Origin of the sequence: Segnochrobactrum spirostomi (assembly GCF_009600605.1) — a bacterium.
GTDB classification, from domain to species: Bacteria; Pseudomonadota; Alphaproteobacteria; order Rhizobiales; family Segnochrobactraceae; genus Segnochrobactrum; species Segnochrobactrum spirostomi.
The window spans coordinates 706,627-722,388 of sequence record NZ_VWNA01000003.1; the positions used below are offsets into that span (position 1 = coordinate 706,627).

A 15,762-nucleotide genomic window follows, 5' to 3' on the forward strand; every position below is an offset into this window, starting at 1 on the left:
CTTGTCGCCCCTGCCGTTCGCGCTCGGGGCGCGCAGCGTCTCGGACCGATCCAAGACGGGCCGACTGGCCGACGCCCTTTACCCCCGCAGCAGACGGACCGCCGCCGGTGGAATATGGACGGCGGCGATGTCGCCGCGCTGGTGGGTCTCGATCCGGACGAGACCACCCCCGACCTCGAGGTCGATCCGGCGAACGGAGCCGAGGAATCGGTCGGCGGTGACGGTGCCGCGCTTGATGCCGGGGCCGTCCGTCACCGACGGCGCGAAAACCGGCTCGATCCGTTCGGGTCGGATGAAGACGGTGATCCGATCGCCCTGCCAATGCCCCGCCGTATCGCACGCGATCGGGCCGACCGCAGTCTCGACGACACCGGCGGCCGCCACTGTACCGGGCCACAGATTGGATTGTCCGACGAAGCCGGCGACGTAGGCGTCGCGGGGGGCATCGTAGAGGTCGCGCGGGGTGCCGATCTGGACGATGCGGCCGTCGCGCATCACCGCCACGCGGTCGGCGACGGAGAGCGCCTCCTCCTGATCGTGGGTGACGAGGAGCGTCGCGATGCCGACGTCGCGCTGCACGCGCAGGATCTCGTCGCGCATCTCGACGCGGAGCGCGGCATCGAGGGCCGACAACGGCTCGTCGAGGAGCAGCCCGCGAGGATCGAACACGAGGGCGCGGGCGAGCGCGACGCGCTGCTGCTGACCGCCCGACAGCCGCTCGGGCAGCGCATTCGCCTTCGCGCCCATGCCGACGCGCTCCAGCATCGCATGGGCCTTCTCGCGCCGCGCGGCCCGGGACAGGCCGCGCACGCGCAAGGGAAAGGCGACGTTCTCCCAGGCGCTCAGGTGCGGAAAGAGCGCGTAGTTCTGAAAGACGATGCCGAGGTGCCGCCGCTCCGGCACGATCCCGCGGACGTCCTCGCCACCGATCCGGATCACGCCGGCGTCGGGTTCGGCGAAGCCGGCGAGGAGCTTCAAGGCCGTCGTCTTGCCCGACCCCGAGGCCCCGATCAGCGCGACGAGTTCACCGGGCGCGATGGTCAGGGCGAGATCGTGTACGCCGGTCTTGGTGCCGGGATAGACGTAGGTGACGCCTTCGAAGGTCAGGCTCATGGCTTCGCCTCCTCGGGACGCGACGGGTTCCGGCGGCCGGCCTTGAGCACGCCGTAGAGCGCAGCCCAGGTCAGAAGGAAACTGACGACCGACAGGGCCGCCGCCTGGGTCGGCTCCGACTTGCCGACGAGATTGATCGAGACGGGGAAGGTTTCGAACAGGAGGACGTTCGCGACGGTGAACTCACCGAGCACGACGGTGAACGTCATCAGCGCCGCGTTGACGAGGGCCGGGCGGAGATTGGGAAGCACCACCCAGAAGATGGTCTGGGCCTTGCCGGCCCCGAGGCTCGCCGCCGCCCGTCCGAGGCTCGGCAGATCGAGCGCCGCGAGGGCGACGTCGATCGCCCGGTAGGCATAGGGAAGCGCGAGGAAGACATAGGGCAGCACCAGATAGAACGGCGAGCCGACGAGCCAGCCCGGCCCATGGATCAGCGCGGTGAGGCCGGCCACCATGGCGATCGCCGGAATCACGAACGGCAACACCGCCGCCACCTCGAGAAAAATGCGCATCCGCGGCGCGAACAGATGGACCGCGATCGCCGCCGGCACCATGACGAGGAGGATGACGGCGATCGTCGCCGCCGCGAGCTCGAAGGAGAGCAGGAGCGGACGGATCAGCGCGGCGCGCTCGAACAACGCAGCATAGGCCGACGGGCCATAGAGCCCCTGCCCTTCGAACAGGCTGAACGCGAAGGTCGCGACGAGCGGCACCGCGAAGAAGATCGCCGCTGCGACGAGGACGGCCACGCGGAGAGAGGCGTCAAGGCGCCCGCCGCGGCCGGTCGAACGCGCGGCACCGCTCATCGCCGCCCCCGCTTGGTCCTGCGGCCGAGCCAGCCGGAGATCGCAAGGAGAAGCGCCATGATGGCGATCATCGCGACCGACAGGGCGGCACCGGTTTGCGGCGCGCTCGCGACGTCGCCCGTCAGCACGTTTCCGATTTCGGTCGTCAGCAGCACGATGTTGCCGGAGGTGAGCGCATAGGCCGTCGCATAGCCCGAGAAGGCCGAGCCGAACAGGAGAACGAAGGCCGAGACGAGCGAGGGCGCGAGGATCGGCAGCACCACCAGACGCAAACGCTGGCCGGGACTCGCGCCGAGACTCCGGGCGGCCTGCAGCCAATCGGTGCGGACGGCGCGGATCGCCGGGGAGATCACGATCACCATGAGGGGCGTCAGAAAATAGGCATAGGCGATGGCAAGGCCGGCGATCGAATAGAGGGTGAAGCCCATGCCGTAGATGTCGATGCCGAGGGCCTTCAGTCCGCGCGTGACGATCCCGAACAGACCGAGGGTCGAGACGAAGGCGAAGGCGAGCGGCACCCCGCCGAAATTCGCGGCGACCGCGCTGAAGCTCGTGATCGCGGCGGGGAGATGCCGCCCGGCGTCCTCGCGGTTCGCGATGAGGGCGATCGCGAGGCCCGCGACGAGCGAGAGCCCGGCCGAGGCGAGCGAGAGAACGACGGAGTTCCACGCGGCGAGTTCGAAGGTCGGGCTCGCGAGGTCCGCGACATAAGCGAGGGTCGGGCCGTCCGGGCCGCGGACCGCCTCGGCGACCAACATCGCCGCCGGCGCCACCATGACGATCGCGGTGAGAACGAGGAACGGCGCCATCATCGCGGCCACCACGAGGGCGTGACGGCCGAGACCGAGCCGCCGCATGAGGGCGGCGGCTCGGCGGGGCGCGGCGGTGTAGTCGCGTCCGGTCATGAGGCTCAGATCTTGACCTCTTTGGCCCACTCTTCGGCCACGGTCTTCTTGGCCTTGTCGAGTTGCGCCTGGCTCGCGAAGGAGACGCGCTTGTAGGCCTCCGGCGACGGCAGCTTGGCGAGGATCTCCTTCGGGATCACGCCCTGGTCGAGCATGCGGCCGAAGCGGATCGGATGGGCATAGCCCGACAGGAAGCCGAGCTGACCCTCATCGCTGAAGAGGAATTCCTCCCACAGCTTGGCGAGGTTCGGGTGCGGCGCGAAGGCGCTGATGCCCTGGACGTAGTAGTTGCCGAACGGCGCGCCGTCGTCGGGCACGACCACCTCGAAATCGACCTTGCCTGCCTCATCGTCGCGGATCGTCAGGTTGAGATAATCCCAGCGCAGGGCGATCGGCGTCTGGCCGCTCATCATGGTGCCCTTGTCGCTCTGGGTGGGGTTGTAGTTCCCCTCCTTGGCGAGGCGGGCGAAGAACTCGATGCCCGGGGCGATGTTGTCGAAGCTGCCGCCGTTGGCGAGCGCCGCCGCCATCACCGCGGCGAAGCTGTCGCCGGCGCGCATCGGGTTGCCGCCCATCGCGACCATGCCGCGATATTCCGGCTTCAGCAGATCGGCCCAGTTCCGCGGCACGGTCTTCACCACCGCCTTGTTCACCGCGAAGGTGATGATGCCGTAATAGCAGCCGTAGAAGCGGCCCTCGGCATCCTTCACCGAGGCCGGGATGTCGTCCCAGGTCGCGACCTTGTAGGGGGCGAGCAGCCCCTCGGTCACCGCCTGCTGGGCGAAGGAGGGCGCGAGATCGACGCAATCCGGGGCGCGGTCCTGACCCTTCAGGCTGCGGATCGCCTGCAATTCCTCGGAGGAATTGCCCTCGGGGTTGGTCGGGTTGACCTCGACGCCGTATTTCGCGCCGAAGTCCTTCATCAGCTTGCCGTAGACCCAATTGGGCGACAGCGCGATCGTGTTCAGCACCTTCTCGCGCTGAGCCGCCGTGACGAGATCGGCGGCCGGCGCCGGGCTCGCCAGCGCCAAGCCGGGCATCTTGAGGCCGAGAAGCGAGGCGCCGAGGGCGAGCGATCCCCCACGGAGAAGCGCGCGCCGGCTGGTTTCGAAGGACGCCATGTCGATTCCTTTCGCAACGATCAGAGGACCTGTCGGGGCGTTCCGCCGGTGCCTCGGCCGGACGGCGGCGGGCATCGCTTCCTCAAGCGGTTGTCGTTCGGAACGTGGCGGCAGGCCTAGCCGGCGGATGTGAAACAACGATGACAGATATCGGACAAGCATTTGAATTATCGAATGTATTGTTGACTCTGGACAGCAAATAACCAGTTGGTTACAAACAGGAATCGAGGCAACACGGCGGGGCGACGAGGCCAGCCGAAAGCGGAGCGTGCGCGTGACCAGAATCGCCGTGATCGCCGATCCCCACATCGGCGTGGAGAAGCCGACCTTCGTCGGGAACTGGACCAAGGCCGTCGCGCATACCAACGCGCGGGCGCCGGCGCTGACGATCATCCTCGGCGATCTCACCTTCGACGGGGCGAATGCGGAGGCCGATTGCGCCTTCGCCGCCGAGGCGATCCGCGCGCTCGAGAGCCCCTGCCTGATCTTGCCCGGCAATCACGACGTGGGAGACACGGAGCGCGACAGCGAGCAGCCCACGGATGCGGAGCGCCTCGCACGCTGGCGGCGCCATTTCGGCGAGGATCATTGGCTGAGCGATGCCGTACCGGGATGGCGGCTGATCGGCCTCGACAGCCAGAGTCTCGCGACCGGGCTCCCCGACGAGGCGACGCAATGGACGTTCCTGGAGCGCGCGCTCGAGACCGACCGCCGCGTCCTCGTCTTCCTGCACCAGCCGCTATTCCTCGAGGCGTGGGATGAAGCGGACCGTCCCGGCTGGACCGTCCGGCCCGCCGCGCGGGCGCGGCTCCGGGCCCTTCTCGGCCGCGGCGGCGTGGACGCGGTGTTCACGGCGCACATGCACCGGGCCTGGACGCGCCTCGCCGACGGCGAACCCACGCTGGTGTGGGTCCCGGCGACGAGCTTCCTCACCCGCGACGCCTCCATGCCTCCGCAGCAGGGCACGGCCATCACCGGCATCACCCTGCTCGACCTCACGCCGTCGGGGCTCTCGATCGCGTTCGATCCCGTCCCGGGGCTCGAAACCTTCTATATCGAGGACTTCAACGGCACCCTCTATCCGGCGCCGGCCCGATGACCCTTCCGGGCGATCAGCAACCGCCCCGGCCGTCGAGCGGTCGCGCGGGCCGCCGCGCCCCGAAGACGGCGGTCCGAGCGGCGAAGACCCGCGCGTCCAAGCGTCCCCGCCTCAAGCCCGTGGGAAAGCCGCGCGATGCGGACGCCACGCGGGCGCGCATCCTCGACGCGGCGATGGCCGAGTTCGCCGCCAAGGGTCTGTCAGGCGCCCGCGTCGATGAAATCGCCGAACGCGCCGGCTTCAACAAGCGGATGCTCTACCATTATTTCGGCAGCAAGGACGACCTGTTCCAGGCCGTGATCGAGACGGCTTATCGCAAGGTCTGGGAGGAGGAAGCCGCCCTTCAGCTCGACCATCTGGCGCCGGACGACGCGCTGCGGCGGCTCGTGTCGTTCACGTGGGATTATTATCTCGCCCACCCCGAGTTCATCACGCTTCTGAACAGCGAAAATCTCTACGAAGCGCGGCACTTCAAGCAATCGAAGACGATCGCAGACGGCGCGCGCCAATCGCGCGATCTCGTCGGGCAGATCCTGGCACGCGGCGCCGCCGCCGGACTGTTCCGCAGCGGCATCGATCCGGTGCAACTCAACATCACGATCAGCGCGGTCGGCTATTATTATCTGACGAACCGCCACACGGCCTCGGTCGTCTACGAGCGCGACATGACGGCGCCGGACGCCCTCGCCGCCCGCCTCGCCTTCAACATCGAGACGATCCTGGCGATGGTCAGGGCCTGAGACGCCCGTCCCGCCGCGCTCGGCTTAAGCCGGATGCTGCTGGACACTGAGGCCGCCGTCGACGGTCAGGCAGGCAGCGTTCATGAACGGACATTCGTCGGAGATCATGAACACGGCCGCGAGCGCGATCTCTTCCGGCGTGGCGATCCGTCCGCCTGGATGCAGGCGCATCGTTTCGGCCTTGGCGACGACCGGATCGGGCTGCCCGTTCCAATAATCGAGCACCTTCTGGGTCGCGACATAGCCGGGCGCGAGCGCGTTCACCCGCACGCCCTCGGCCGCATATTCGAGGGCGAGCGACTTCGTGAGGCCGAGCAGGGCATGCTTGGCGAGCGGATAGGGAAAGGTGTGCGGGATGATGGTGAAGGCGTGGGTCGAGGCGATGTTAAGGATCGCGCCGCCGCCCTCCGCGATGAGCCCCGGCAGCACCGCGCGGCAGCAGTTCCAGGCGCCCTTGAGATTGACGTCGAAGCAGCGATTCCAGGTCGCGTCGTCGGTCTCGAGCGGCGTGCCGAACACGTTGATGCCGGCATTGTTCACGAGCGCATTGATCCGCCCGATCGTCTCCCCGGCATGCTCCACGGCGGCGGTGATCGCCGCCGTGTCGGTGATGTCGGCGACCGTCGAGACGAGCGTCGCACCGGCGGCCTCGAGCGCGGTCACGGTCTCCGCGAGCAGAGCAGGGTCGCGGTCGATCAGCAGGAGCTTCGCCCCCTCGCGATGAAAGGCCTGCGCGATCGCGGCGCCGATGCCCTGCGCCGCGCCCGTCACCATGATCCGCTTGCCGGCGAGCCGCCCCGTCATCGTGTCCTCACCATTCCGCGAAGCTGCCGTCGGCATGGCGCCAGATCGGGTTGCGCCAGCGGTGGCCTTCCTTGGCCCGTTCGATCACATAATCCTCGTCCACGGTGACGCCGAGGCCCGGGCCATCGGGGATCGAGACGAAGCCGTCCTCGTAATGGAACACCTCCTTGTTCGAGATGTAATCGAGGATATCGTTCGCCTGATTGTAGTGGATGCCGAGGCTCTGCTCCTGGATGAAGGCGTTGTAGCTCACCGCATCGACCTGGAGGCAGGCTGCGAGCGCGATCGGCCCGAGCGGGCAGTGCGGCGCGAGGGCGACGTCATAGGCCTCGGCCATCGCCGCGATCTTGCGGCATTCGGTGATGCCGCCGGCGTGGGAGAGGTCGGGCTGGATGATGTCGACGAAGCCGTCCTCGAAGACCCCCTTGAAGTCCCAGCGGGAGAACAGCCGTTCGCCGAGCGCGATCGGCACCGAGCAATGGTTGGCGATCTCCTTCAGCGCCTCGCGGTTCTCCGAAAGGACGGGTTCCTCGATGAACATCAGCCGGTAGGGCTCGAGCGCCTTCACCAGCACCTTGGCCATCGGCTTGTGGACGCGGCCGTGGAAATCCGCGCCGATGCCGATGTGCGGTCCGACCGCCTCGCGCACCATGGCGATGGTCTCGACCGCGCGGTCGACCTTGTCGTGGGTGTCGACGATCTGGAGCTCTTCGCAGCCGTTCATTTTCAAGGCCTTGAAGCCCCGGGCGACCGCCTCCTTGGCGGCGTTCGCGACGTCGGACGGCCGGTCGCCGCCGATCCAGGAATAGACCTTGATGCGATCGCGGCAGCGCCCGCCGAGAAGCTGGTGCACCGGCTGGCCGAGCGCCTTGCCCTTGATGTCCCAGAGAGCCTGATCGATGCCGGCGAGCGCGCTCATGTGGATCGCGCCGCCGCGATAGAAGCCGCCGCGATAGAGGACGTTCCAATGATCCTCGATCAGGAACGGGTCCTTGCCGATGAGATAATCGGAGAGCTCGTGGACCGCCGCCTCGACGGTGAGCGCACGGCCCTCGACCACGGGCTCGCCCCAACCGACGACGCCCTCGTCCGTCTCGATCTTCAGGAAAAGCCAGCGTGGCGGGACGATGTAGGTGGTGAATTTGGTGATCTTCATGAAGAGGCCGCCTCGCGAGGCTCAAACGGATCGGAAAGGCGCCGCGGGCTGAGCCGCACGGCGAGAGAGAGGCTTTCGCCGGGGGCGAGCAGGACGAGCCCGCCGAGATCGGGCCGATCGTTGGCCCCGGCGAGATGGGTCATCGGCTCGAAGCAGAACCAGTCGCCGCGATAGGACGGATCGCGCTCGGCATCGGACGCGTACATCACGGCGTGGCGGGCCGATGCGTCGGCTTCCAGGGCGAGCCCGGTCCGTCGCGCCGGCCATACGATCTCGGCGCGGCCGCTCCACCCTTCGAGCAGAGTGTTGATCCAGCGGTCGGGGATCGGTGCGGCGGCCGCGAAATCGAGGTCGGGCGGCGGCGGCACGGGCGCCTCGGGCAGGTATCCGTCCCCTTCCGTCCAGGCGAAGCGGTAGGGGGCGGTGAGCCGCGTGTCGGCCGCCCGCGGGAAATAGGGATGCCAGCCGAGACCGTACGGCATCGGCGCGGAGCCGCGGTTGACGACGGACAGACCGACCGAGACCAAGCCTGGCGCGAGCGCGAAAGTCTGCCGCGCCTCGTAATCATAGTCCCCGTTGCGATGGGCGAAGGCGAGCGTCAGCGCGGTGTCGTCCTGCCGCTCGATCTCCCACGTCCCGAGCCAGCCGTCGCCGTGCAGATAGAGCGGATCGACCGTGTTCGGCGCAAACCGGTGGTGAACACCGCCGACGGCGAAACCGTTGCCGCGCAGCCGGCTGCCGAACGGCACCATGGGGAAGGCCGCTGCGTGTTCAGGCGACGGATCGTCCGCCACCTCACGCAGCAGCGGCACGCGCGCGCCGTCGTCGCCCCGCCAGCCGAGCCGCGTAACCACGCCGCCCCGCGTCGAAACGCCGAGGTCGAAGCCGTGTGCCGCGAGGTGAAGCGTCGCCATGGCTCAGCGCCGGCCGAGCGCCCGCGAGCGCAGGTTGTCGAGGAGCACGGCGAACAGAAGGATCAGGCCGCGCACCACATATTGGTAGAAGGCCTGGATGTTGAGCAGGTTCATCGCGTTCTCGGCGATGCCGAGGATGAGCACGCCGATGATGACGCCACTGATCGTCGCCCGGCCGCCGGCGAGCGAGACACCGCCGAGCACGCAGGCCGAGATGACGGAAAGTTCGAGCCCCGTCGCCGCGTTGGGCTGGCCCGAGGTGATGCGCGAGGCGAGCAGGATGCCGGCGACCGCGCAGATGAAGCCCTGGAGGGTGAAGATCCAGATCCGCACCCGGTCGACATTGACGCCAGCGAGGCGCGAGGCCTCGGGGTTGCCGCCGATCGCGAGCGTATTGCGGCCGAACACGGTGCGGTTCAGCACAAAACCGAACACGACGAACAGCGCGATCATCACCCACACCGGCGTCGGCACCGTGAGGAAGCGGCTCAGCGCGAGCGAATAGAATGTCGAATCGTTGATTCCGACCGCCCGGCCGTCGGACGAGATGAGGGCGAAGCCGCGCACGATCTGCATCGTCGCGAGCGTCGTGATGAGCGCGTTGATGCGCAATTTCGCGATCACCGTGCCGTTGACGAGGCCGACGAGGCTACCCGCCGCGAGCGCCGCCAGCAGGCCGACCGGGATCGAGCCCGTGGCGTTCGAGACCATCACCGCGATCATGCCGGTGAAGGCGACGGTCGAGCCGACCGAGAGGTCGAAATCGCGGGAGGCCAAGCACAGCATCATCGTGCAGGAGACGATGCCGATCGTCACCAGCGATTGGAGCAGGCCGAGGATGTTGCGCTCGGTGAGGAAATTCGGCACCGCGAGCGAGACCGCCGCGAAGGCGATCACGAACAGCACGATGAGCCCCTGCTCGCCGAGCAGGATGCGCTTCAGGGTATTGGCCATCGGATCAGACCTTCTCAGCGAAGCGCGGGGCGGTCTTCTCCGGCAGCGCCGCCGCGAGGAGCGCCGCTTCGGAAACCTCTGCGCGTTGGAATTCGGCTGTGATGCGGCGGTCGCACATCACCAGGACGCGGTCGGAAATGCCGATGATCTCCGGCAATTCGCTTGAGATCACCACGACCGCGACGCCCTTTTCGGCGAGCGAATAGAGGATCTCGTAAATCTCGGCCTTGGCGCCGACGTCGATGCCACGGGTCGGCTCGTCGGCGATGAGGACCTTGATGTTCGGCTCGGAGAGCCAGCGGGCCAGGATGACCTTCTGCTGGTTGCCGCCGGACAGGTTGACGATGTCCTGGCGCCGCGACGGCGTGCGGATGCGCAGAGCACCGATGAAGCGATCCGCCGTCGCGCCCTCGATCGCCGGGCGGATGATGCCGAACGGCGAATGGTGACGACGCGAGGAGATCGCGACGTTCTCGGTGATCGAGCGGCCCTGGAGGATGCCGTCCGCCTTGCGGTCTTCCGGGCAGAGCACCAGACCGGCGCGGATCGCGGTGCCAGGATCGATCGGTCGCAGCGGCGCGCCGTCGATCATCACCCGCCCGCTCGCCGCGGCGTCGGCGCCGAACACAAGGCGCATCAGTTCCGAACGGCCGGCACCGACGAGGCCGAAGAAGCCGAGCACCTCACCCGCGCGGGCGACGAAGCTCTGCGGTTCCGGAACGCGGCTGCCGCTCAAGCCTTCCACGGCGAGGCGAACCTCGCCGGCGGGACGCGGCCGCCAGCCCCAGATGTTGGAGATCTCGCGCCCCACCATCTCGGAGACGATGCGGTCGCGGGTGACGCCTTCCATGGTGGGATGATGGGCGGCGAGCGTGCCGTCGCGCAGCACCGTGCAGCCATCGCAGAGGCGGAAGATCTCGTCGAGGCGGTGGGAGACGTAGAGGATCACCTTGCCGGCGGCGCGCAGCCGATCGATCAGGCGGAACAGGATCTCGCTTTCCCGGGAGGAGAGCGAGGAGGTCGGTTCGTCGAGGGCGATGACGCGGGCGTCGATCATGACCGCCTTGGCGATCTCGACCATCTGCCTCTCGCCGATCGAGAGCGCGGAAATCTTGGCACGCGGATCGACGTCGATGCCGATGTCGGCGAGCGTCTTGCCGACTTCTTCGAACATCGCGCGAAAATCGATGACGCCGCCGGTCTGCGGGAAGCGGCCGAGCCGCAGATTCTCCGCAACCGACAGGTTGGGGACGAGCTGGAGCTCCTGGTGCACCACGACGACGCCGGCGTCGAAGGCGTCCCGCGTCGAGGTGAAGCGCTGGGCGACGCCGTCGATGCGGATCTCGCCCTCGTCCGGGCGCGTGTCGCCGGACAGAATGCGGATCAGGGTCGATTTGCCGGCGCCGTTCTCGCCCATCAGGCCGTGAACGCTACCCTTCGGCACGGCGAAACCGACCTCGGAGAGCGCCCGCACGCCGGGATAGGACTTCGAAAGGCTCGAAAATTCGAGAAAGGCCATCGTTACGCCACCCGACGACGAGAAGGCCGACGGCGGGAGAACCCGCCGCCGGCGATCGAGACGATGCTCACTGAAGGCCGAGCTGCTTGCGCACCTGCTGATAATCGTCGCGGGTCGCGAGTTCGCCGCTCGTCAGGGTGAGCGCCGGCGGCGCCTTGTTGTCGGCGATCCACTCGTACATGTCGACCGAGGTCTCGTAGCCGTGACGCTTCGGCGAGATGATGACCGTGCCGAAGAAGCCGGTCGGGGTCGGCTTCTTGAACTCGTTGATCGCCGAGTCCGCGCCGCCGATGCCGACGCCGATCACGTTTGCAGCCGGAATGCCGACGCTCTCGGTGGCACGCACCGCGCCGAGAACGGCCTCGTCGTTGAGGCCGAAGGCGATCCAGTGCTTGATATCCGGATGGGCGTTCAGGACCGTCGTGGCGGCGTTGAGCGCGGCCTCGGTGTCGGTCTTCGCCTGCGGGGCGTTGAAGATGTTCTTTTCGGGGAAGCCGGCCTTCTCGAGCGACTCGATCGCGCCGTTGACGCGGTCGACGGCCGTCGGGAGCTGGTCGTAGGAGACCTTGATCGCGCCGACGTCGGCCAGGTTCCAGCCGCGCTTCTTGATCTCGCCGGCGATGGCATCACCCACCGCTTCGCCGATCTTGGTCGCCGAGATGCCCATGTGGGGCACGCTCTCGATCGGCTGGCCGGAATTGTCGACGAGCCGGTCGTCGACCGTCATCAGCTTGAGATTGTTGGCGGCCGCCTTGGCGACGATGCCGGGGCCGAGCTTCACGTCCGGGGTGCAGATGATGAAGCCCTGCGCGCCCTGAGCGCCCAGATTGTCGATAGCCGCCATCACCTTCTCGCCGTCCTCGGCGCCGATCTCGACGAGGGTGAAGCCCTTTTCCTTCGCCGCCTGCTGGGCGAACTTCCATTCGTCCTGGAACCAGGGCTCTTCAGGCTGCTTCACGACGAAGCCGATCTTCACGTCCTCGGCATGGGCCGCGCCCGCGGCGAACAGCAGCGCCGCGCCGGCCAGAATCGTACGTTGCCAGAGCTTCATTCGTCTTCCTCCCAGGGAAAGCCGCGTCACCTCGGACGCGTGCGGTTGTTGGTGCGAATGGTATGAGAATTGTCGGATGAGTCAATCCTAGTGTCAGACATAAAATGCGCGTTGTCCGACCTGAAAGAATGAGGGAACATGAGGAATGATAAGAGCGGCCCCTGCCCGCGCCGCGTCGGCCGGCCATCACATTTGCGTTCCGAAGGGGAGCGCGGGAATGCCGAGACGTCGCCGCGCGCGGAGTGACCGCCGCGTCGCCGACGGCAGGTCCGGCATGGCGGTCCCGCCGGTCGAACCGGACCTCCCGGGTCGCTTGGGATGAGCGAGGGGGCTGGCACGGCCGCGCGGCACATGAGAAGTGAAGGGCCGAATCCGAGACGATCCGATGCCGTTGAGAACGCCGTCATGAGCCTTGCGTCCGCCGACCTGCAGCGTGTGCCGCCGCGCCCGCGTCCGCGCGTCGGCCGCGACTTCACCGTCGCGCTCGCCCGCGCCATCGTCGAAGGCCGTTTTCCGGAAGGCTCGACGCTGCCCCGCGAGCAGGATCTCTGCGCCGAATATTCGATCAGCCGCTCCGTCGTCCGGGAAGCGCTCAAGACGCTCGAATCGAAGGGCGTGGTGCGCTCGCGCGCCCGCGCCGGCACGCGGGTCCGGCCGCGGTCCGACTGGAACCTGCTCGACGCCGAACTGCTCGATTGGATGGGGGAATCGGTCGTCGACGCCGATCTCCTCGCCGCGGTGCTCGAAGCCCGGCAGGCGATCGAACCATTCGCGGCGGCGCTTGCCGCCGAGCGGGCGAGCCTCGCCGACGTCGCCGCGCTTCACGCCGCCTGGGAGGCGATGCGCGACGCCGCGCCCGGCGACGATCAGGCCTTCACCGCGGCCGATGCGGAGTTCCACCGCGTGCTGATGCGGGCGAGCGGCAACCGCGTGTTCGAGCAATTGTCCGGCATCATCGACGCCGCCTTGACCCGTTCGCTCGACCGCTCGAACCGTTCCGTCCATTCCCACCGCGAGGCGATCGAGATCCACGGCCGCCTAGTCGAAGCGCTGCGCATGCGCGACCGCGCCGCCGCCCACCGCGCCTCTGAGGAAATCCTGCAAACCGCCGCCCGCGACCTCAGCCTGCCGCGGCGGTAGGAACTCGCCTCACACCGCGTAGGCCGCCTCGTGAAAGGCGATCTCCAACGCCTGCGCCCGTCCGAACACCGCAGAGAGACGAGCGGCCTCCGCCTCGGTGAGGCCGGGACCCGCCGCATCCAGCGTGTCCTTCAGGAAGCGTGCCTGCGCCTCGAACTCCGGGGCGGCGTGGAGATCCACCCACGCCTTGAGGAGCAGATCGGAGATGGCGGCGGTGCTCGCCCGCGTGCACCAGGTGAAATACATCCACTCGGCGGCGAACATCGCGGCGACGACGTCGAGGTAGGTCCCCGCCTCGGCGATCGCGAGCATGCCGTCGCGGAACTCGGCGACCGCCGGCCGGCGGACGTCGTAGGCGGCGGGGTCGATGCCGCGTGCGGCAAAGGTCTGCTCAAAATAGACGATCTGCTCGTTCACGAGCGCATTGAGAACGCCGACGAACCACCGCCGCCCGACCATCCCGGGTGCGCGCGCAACGGCGAAGGCGAAGATCGCCACCGCCGTCTCGACGAAAGCCCCTTCGTAGACGAGGTAACGGTCGAACACGGGGGACGGCAGGCGATCAGCCTCGATATCGCGAACGAAGCGATGATCGATCATCGCGGCGAAGACGTCGGCGTTCTCGCGCAGGATGCGCTCCGACAGGGTCTCGCTCATCTCAGGCCTCCAGCGCCGGCGCGGCCGCCGCCACGAAGCTGCGGACACGATCGGGATCGACCGGGTTCCACCATACGCCGCCGACCTTCAGGGAGGAGGCGACGATCACGCCCGCCGTGCGCTCCAGGATGGCGACGACGTTGCCCTCGTTCACGCCGGAGCCGACGAGGACCGGAAGGTGCGTCGCCCCGCCTATGGTCTCGATCTCCTCGATCGAGGCCGCGTGGCCCGTGCGCTGCCCGGTCGCGATCACCGCATCGGCGTCAAAGAAGGCGAGATCGCGGGTGAGCTCCTCGATCGAGCGGTCGGCCACGATCGCATGGGCGCCGTGCTTCACATGGCTGTCGGCGAAGATCTTCACGTCGTCCGCTCTGAGGCTCGCGCGGTAGCGCATCGCCTCGCCGGCCCGCCCTTCGATGAAGCCCTCGTTCGCGACGTAGGCGTTCGCCCATTGATTGACGCGGATGAACCGCGCACCGCCGGCCACGGCTGCCGCCAGCGCCGGAAGCGGCGCGTTGGCGAGGACGTTGATGCCGAGCGGCACCCCGGTTGCGCGCCCGATGCGGTCCGTAACGACGGCCATACAGGCGGCCGTCTCAGGACCGATATCGTCCGGCTTCGAAAACGGGATGTCGCCGTGGTTCTCGATGATGAGGCCGTGAATGCCGCCGTCAACCAGTGCTTCAGCGTCGCGCAGGCAATCGTCGAGGATCGCCTTCATGCCTGCGCCTCGATAGCGCGGCGCACCCGGGAAAGGCGGACAATGGATCATCCCGATCAATACCTTGTCACGCCCGAATATTTCTTTTATCGCTCCGCCCGATAAATTAGAAATGGACTGCATCGACTTCCCTCCGGGCTGAGTTCAATGAAAGCTTACGTGATCGGCAATGTTGCATGGGACGAGACGCTCGCCGTGGAAGCCTGGCCCCAGCCGGGCGTCTCGCTGTTCGCCTCGGGCCTCACCGCCGATCTGGGCGGCAAGGGCTGTAACCAGGCAGTCGTGATCGGCCGATGCGGCGTGCCGACCGTCCTCGTCGCGGCGATCGGCGCGGATGCCGCCGCCGCCGCGATCACGGCGCGGCTCGCGGCGGAGCCGCTGACGGCCCGGCTCGTATCGCGCCCCGACTTGCCCAGCGACCGGTCCATCATCCTGTCCGGACCCGACGCCGAGAACGCGATCGTCACGACCGTCGCCTGCGCCGAAGCCCTGAAGCCAGCCGACGTCGAGACGGCACTGCGCGACGCGACGGCGGGCGACTGGGTGATCCTGCAGGGCAACCTGCGCGACGAGACGACCGAGGCCGCGCTCGCGATCGCCCGGCGTCGCGGGCTCGCTACCGCCTTCAATCCCTCGCCGATGCGTCCCGCGTTCGCCGCCATGCTCGCCCTCGCCGACATCGTGTTCGTCAACAGCCACGAGGCGCACGATCTGACCGGCCTCGACGGCACCGAGGCAGCGACCGCGCTCCGCGCGATGGGCGCGACGATTGCCGTCGTCACGCTCGGCGCTGCGGGATCGCTACTCGCGACGGCCGGAAGCGTCGTCGCCGTGCCCGCCGCGCCTGCCCACCCTGTCGACACCACCGGAGCCGGCGACAGCTTCCTCGGGACGGCGCTGGCGTCGGCGATCTCGCGGGGGCCGCTGGACCCTCTGGCGCTCTCGCACGGCGCGCGCGCAGCGGCCCTCACGATCGGGCGGCGCGGCACCGTCGCCGCCTTCCCGACCGCGACGGAGATGTCCGAAATCCTCGCGAGCGCCGAGGCGCCGGAGAGCCGCTGA

16 protein-coding genes are annotated in these 15,762 nt (G+C 68.1%); 4 read left to right on the forward strand and 12 right to left on the reverse strand.

Annotation, left to right across the window (positions count from 1 at the left end):
* Positions 1-78: 78 nt before the first annotated feature.
* Genes F0357_RS23280 through F0357_RS23295 form a run of 4 tightly spaced genes read right to left on the reverse strand, consistent with a single transcriptional unit; the run spans position 79 to position 3,945 of the window.
* The gene (locus F0357_RS23280) at positions 79-1,113 is read right to left on the reverse strand and encodes an ABC transporter ATP-binding protein (RefSeq protein WP_153491020.1); all 1,035 of its coding nucleotides are present in this window, start codon (positions 1,111-1,113) and stop codon (positions 79-81) included.
* Positions 1,110-1,919, reverse strand: coding sequence for an ABC transporter permease (locus tag F0357_RS23285; RefSeq protein WP_153491024.1), 810 nt, complete (start codon positions 1,917-1,919; stop codon positions 1,110-1,112). The genes F0357_RS23280 and F0357_RS23285 overlap by 4 nt, the downstream gene beginning before the upstream one ends.
* On the reverse strand, positions 1,916-2,824 hold the full coding sequence (locus tag F0357_RS23290) for an ABC transporter permease (protein WP_246161866.1): 909 nt from the start codon (positions 2,822-2,824) through the stop codon (positions 1,916-1,918). The genes F0357_RS23285 and F0357_RS23290 overlap by 4 nt, the downstream gene beginning before the upstream one ends.
* 5 nt (positions 2,825-2,829) lie before the next feature.
* Positions 2,830-3,945: an ABC transporter substrate-binding protein gene (locus tag F0357_RS23295; protein WP_153491028.1), complete on the reverse strand. Its 1,116-nt coding sequence runs from the start codon at positions 3,943-3,945 to the stop codon at positions 2,830-2,832.
* 274 nt (positions 3,946-4,219) lie between these two features.
* On the opposite strand from F0357_RS23295, the gene F0357_RS23300 reads away from it, so the two are divergent.
* Both F0357_RS23300 and F0357_RS23305 read left to right on the forward strand, forming a co-directional pair.
* Positions 4,220-5,044 (forward strand): metallophosphoesterase family protein, encoded by an 825-nt coding sequence (locus tag F0357_RS23300; protein WP_312861795.1) that lies wholly within the window; start codon positions 4,220-4,222, stop codon positions 5,042-5,044.
* A 119-nt stretch (positions 5,045-5,163) separates the two neighbouring features.
* Positions 5,164-5,784 (forward strand): TetR/AcrR family transcriptional regulator, encoded by a 621-nt coding sequence (locus tag F0357_RS23305; protein ID WP_312861796.1) that lies wholly within the window; start codon positions 5,164-5,166, stop codon positions 5,782-5,784.
* Between the two features lie 24 nt (positions 5,785-5,808).
* Here F0357_RS23305 and F0357_RS23310 read toward each other — a convergent pair whose 3' ends face one another.
* From F0357_RS23310 to F0357_RS23335, 6 genes are all read right to left on the reverse strand, one after another.
* A complete protein-coding gene (locus F0357_RS23310; protein WP_153491037.1) occupies positions 5,809-6,588 on the reverse strand; it encodes an SDR family oxidoreductase in 780 nt (259 codons plus the stop codon).
* Positions 6,589-6,595: 7 nt separating this feature from the next.
* Complete coding sequence (dgoD, locus tag F0357_RS23315) at positions 6,596-7,744, reverse strand: galactonate dehydratase (RefSeq protein ID WP_153491041.1); 1,149 nt, start codon at positions 7,742-7,744, stop codon at positions 6,596-6,598.
* Positions 7,741-8,658 carry an aldose 1-epimerase gene (locus F0357_RS23320; RefSeq protein WP_153491045.1) on the reverse strand — a complete coding sequence of 306 codons (918 nt, stop codon included), beginning with the start codon at positions 8,656-8,658 and terminating at the stop codon, positions 7,741-7,743. The genes dgoD and F0357_RS23320 overlap by 4 nt, the downstream gene beginning before the upstream one ends.
* Positions 8,659-8,661: 3 nt before the next feature.
* A complete protein-coding gene (gene araH, locus F0357_RS23325) occupies positions 8,662-9,612 on the reverse strand; it encodes an L-arabinose ABC transporter permease AraH (RefSeq protein WP_153491048.1) in 951 nt (316 codons plus the stop codon).
* A gap of 4 nt (positions 9,613-9,616) precedes the next feature.
* The gene (araG, locus tag F0357_RS23330) at positions 9,617-11,131 is read right to left on the reverse strand and encodes an L-arabinose ABC transporter ATP-binding protein AraG (RefSeq protein ID WP_153491059.1); all 1,515 of its coding nucleotides are present in this window, start codon (positions 11,129-11,131) and stop codon (positions 9,617-9,619) included.
* Between the two features lie 67 nt (positions 11,132-11,198).
* Positions 11,199-12,182, reverse strand: a complete 984-nt coding sequence (locus F0357_RS23335; RefSeq protein ID WP_153491063.1) for an arabinose ABC transporter substrate-binding protein — start codon at positions 12,180-12,182, stop codon at positions 11,199-11,201.
* A 405-nt stretch (positions 12,183-12,587) separates the two neighbouring features.
* Here F0357_RS23335 and F0357_RS23340 point away from each other — a divergent pair, with 405 nt between their 5' ends.
* Complete coding sequence (locus tag F0357_RS23340) at positions 12,588-13,322, forward strand: FadR/GntR family transcriptional regulator (RefSeq protein WP_153491066.1); 735 nt, start codon at positions 12,588-12,590, stop codon at positions 13,320-13,322.
* Between the two features lie 9 nt (positions 13,323-13,331).
* Here the strand turns inward: F0357_RS23340 and F0357_RS23345 are convergent, their stop codons facing one another.
* Positions 13,332-13,979: a TenA family protein gene (locus F0357_RS23345; RefSeq protein WP_153491068.1), complete on the reverse strand. Its 648-nt coding sequence runs from the start codon at positions 13,977-13,979 to the stop codon at positions 13,332-13,334.
* Position 13,980: 1 nt separating this feature from the next.
* Positions 13,981-14,823 (reverse strand): BtpA/SgcQ family protein, encoded by an 843-nt coding sequence (locus tag F0357_RS23350; RefSeq protein ID WP_153491078.1) that lies wholly within the window; start codon positions 14,821-14,823, stop codon positions 13,981-13,983.
* A gap of 24 nt (positions 14,824-14,847) precedes the next feature.
* Here F0357_RS23350 and F0357_RS23355 point away from each other — a divergent pair, with 24 nt between their 5' ends.
* Entirely contained in the window at positions 14,848-15,762 is a 915-nt protein-coding gene (locus F0357_RS23355) for a PfkB family carbohydrate kinase (protein WP_153491081.1), read from the forward strand.

Excerpts from the sequence above, each read along its gene's own strand:
- F0357_RS23280 (WP_153491020.1), bottom strand. The coding sequence starts at position 1,113 with ATGAGCCTGACCTTCGAAGGCGTCACCTACGTCTATCCCGGCACCAAG.
- F0357_RS23285 (WP_153491024.1), bottom strand. The coding sequence starts at position 1,919 with ATGAGCGGTGCCGCGCGTTCGACCGGCCGCGGCGGGCGCCTTGACGCC.
- F0357_RS23290 (WP_246161866.1), bottom strand. The coding sequence starts at position 2,824 with ATGACCGGACGCGACTACACCGCCGCGCCCCGCCGAGCCGCCGCCCTC.
- F0357_RS23295 (WP_153491028.1), bottom strand. The coding sequence starts at position 3,945 with ATGGCGTCCTTCGAAACCAGCCGGCGCGCGCTTCTCCGTGGGGGATCG.
- F0357_RS23310 (WP_153491037.1), bottom strand. The coding sequence starts at position 6,588 with ATGACGGGGCGGCTCGCCGGCAAGCGGATCATGGTGACGGGCGCGGCG.
- dgoD (WP_153491041.1), bottom strand. The coding sequence starts at position 7,744 with ATGAAGATCACCAAATTCACCACCTACATCGTCCCGCCACGCTGGCTT.
- F0357_RS23320 (WP_153491045.1), bottom strand. The coding sequence starts at position 8,658 with ATGGCGACGCTTCACCTCGCGGCACACGGCTTCGACCTCGGCGTTTCG.
- araH (WP_153491048.1), bottom strand. The coding sequence starts at position 9,612 with ATGGCCAATACCCTGAAGCGCATCCTGCTCGGCGAGCAGGGGCTCATC.
- araG (WP_153491059.1), bottom strand. The coding sequence starts at position 11,131 with ATGGCCTTTCTCGAATTTTCGAGCCTTTCGAAGTCCTATCCCGGCGTG.
- F0357_RS23335 (WP_153491063.1), bottom strand. The coding sequence starts at position 12,182 with ATGAAGCTCTGGCAACGTACGATTCTGGCCGGCGCGGCGCTGCTGTTC.
- F0357_RS23340 (WP_153491066.1), top strand. The coding sequence starts at position 12,588 with ATGAGCCTTGCGTCCGCCGACCTGCAGCGTGTGCCGCCGCGCCCGCGT.
- F0357_RS23345 (WP_153491068.1), bottom strand. The coding sequence starts at position 13,979 with ATGAGCGAGACCCTGTCGGAGCGCATCCTGCGCGAGAACGCCGACGTC.
- F0357_RS23350 (WP_153491078.1), bottom strand. The coding sequence starts at position 14,823 with ATGCAGTCCATTTCTAATTTATCGGGCGGAGCGATAAAAGAAATATTC.
- F0357_RS23355 (WP_153491081.1), top strand. The coding sequence starts at position 14,848 with ATGAAAGCTTACGTGATCGGCAATGTTGCATGGGACGAGACGCTCGCC.